Source organism: Halomonas sp. BC2 (assembly GCF_002078115.1).
Classification (GTDB): domain Bacteria; phylum Pseudomonadota; class Gammaproteobacteria; order Pseudomonadales; family Halomonadaceae; genus Vreelandella; species Vreelandella stevensii.
In genome coordinates this window covers 147,526-149,137 of the sequence record NZ_LFGT01000023.1, presented here as the reverse complement: position 1 = coordinate 149,137, position 1,612 = coordinate 147,526, and the positions used below count along the sequence as shown (strand labels likewise).

The following is a 1,612-nucleotide window of genomic DNA, read 5'->3' as shown; positions in this document are numbered from 1 at the left end:
GATAACTCAATAAAAATAGAAGTAGGCAGTACCTCCTCAATCAGATGTTGGGCCTTTTCGCCGAAGTTAATTGTGAGCAAAGAGGGAATAACTCTTACCATGACACTTGTAAGTAGAAGAGCCAAAATCACTAAAAAATTATCTGCCATACTTGTTTCTCAATATTCTCTCTTCATTAAATAGAAGAGAGCAGATAATAGAATAATAGAGGGAATCCAAAAGTAGATGCCACCAAGGGTGTAGTAGAAAATTCCGCTTATTAAAAACCCTAACGTTGCCTTTGGAATAGTTATCAAGCCACTTGTATAAGGTCGGTTTTGAAGATACGAGATGGCCAGAAAAAGAAGTACCAAGCTCGCAGGGATACTGGCATTGATGTCATCAGGTAAAAGGTTGGGAAACAGCCCAGCTATAATGCCGCCTGCTACCCCAAAGAGTATCCAGGACAAGAAAATAGTGAAGCGAATTATCAGCATGGCTCTTTGATTATGTCCCTGCTCAATAGCGTACGCTTCGTCGCCGAGTGCATGGGACGAAAAAATCTTAAGCAGCTTGTTTTTTGGTAATTTTTTTGAGCATGAAAGCGAAATTGCAAAATATCGGCTATTGATCATAGTGGTAACGAAAGCAATAGTTAAAAGATTGGCACCAGTCTCAGATAGAGGTAGAGCTGCAAACTGCCCGCTTCCAGAAAAGCCTAATAAACTTACGAGAAAAATTTCAACAATGCTCCAGTCTGCTTTGTAAGCAGTAAAGCCGAACAGCATACTTACGGGAGCTATTGCAAAAATAGCCGTTGATATGTTCGATGTTAGAGCTGGGTTCTCTGCTTCATTTGAAGTAGAGGTGGGTTTTGCAATATTGAAGTATTCACGCATTTTACGTTACTCTTCGTAGGTAAGCTGACTTAGACAGCCTATGTGAGGCAGTTGATAGATGTATTGTAAGATCGTGCATGCCAAGCAGATTGGTAAGATGCTGGCCGAGCGCTTCCCCGCCGTCGCCCACGGCCGCCAACTCGGCGCCATGGCCGCGTTCGAACTGCTCAACCGCGATGGCAAGCCGGACCCGCAGATGACCGGAGCGCTCTGCGCCAAAGCCCGCGAAAAAGGCCTGATCCTGCTGTCGTGTGGCTTCTACGGCAACAGCATCCGCATCCTGGTGCCGCTGACGGTATCGTCTGCGGTGCTGGAGGAGGGGTTAAGCATTATCGAGGAATCGTTGGAAGCGCTGAGCTAGTAGTTTTCTAATCGGCACTAAGCCCGCCCATCGTTAGGTAGCGTAAGCTGTTGACGATGGGCGGTTTTTTATATTGATCTCAGTATTGTGTAAGAAAAATATATAAGGCATAAGGCGCATGAGTAATTCACTACTTTCCAGAAAAAAGGCCCTATAAAGCTTCTAAGCCAAGCAATTAGACCTGCGCAAATAAAGCACCAAACTATGGAGGACAGCATGAAGCCCGTTAAAAATACAGTAAATGCACTTGCGTTTGCATGGCTAGCACCTAGCGCTGTCACCGTTCCTCCAAGAGCAGCCCAGTAAGTTATATTGAGAGGGTTCGATAAGGAAAGAGATGCTCCAGTAATAAGTGCAGCTTTTTTGTCATAAT

Annotated in this window: 2 protein-coding genes and 1 pseudogene; 1 reads left to right on the top strand and 2 read right to left on the bottom strand. The window is 44.7% G+C overall.

Going from position 1 to position 1,612, the window contains the following annotated elements; translation table 11 throughout:
• Positions 1-158: 158 nt before the first annotated feature.
• The gene (locus B7L71_RS14375) at positions 159-878 is read right to left on the bottom strand and encodes an AzlC family ABC transporter permease (RefSeq protein ID WP_081138777.1); all 720 of its coding nucleotides are present in this window, start codon (positions 876-878) and stop codon (positions 159-161) included.
• 106 nt (positions 879-984) lie between these two features.
• Between B7L71_RS14375 and B7L71_RS14370 the strand changes: the two are divergent.
• Positions 985-1,239 (top strand): annotated as a pseudogene (locus B7L71_RS14370) (aminotransferase class III-fold pyridoxal phosphate-dependent enzyme); the annotation flags it as partial.
• A 68-nt stretch (positions 1,240-1,307) separates the two neighbouring features.
• Here B7L71_RS14370 and B7L71_RS14365 read toward each other — a convergent pair.
• Positions 1,308-1,612 (bottom strand): LysE family transporter (locus B7L71_RS14365; protein ID WP_170919513.1); only part of this gene is annotated, 305 nt, incomplete at its 5' end.

What these genes read in the sequence shown, in the direction of transcription:
- B7L71_RS14375 (WP_081138777.1), bottom strand. Translation starts at nt 878, where the DNA reads ATGCGTGAATACTTCAATATTGCAAAACCCACCTCTACTTCAAATGAA.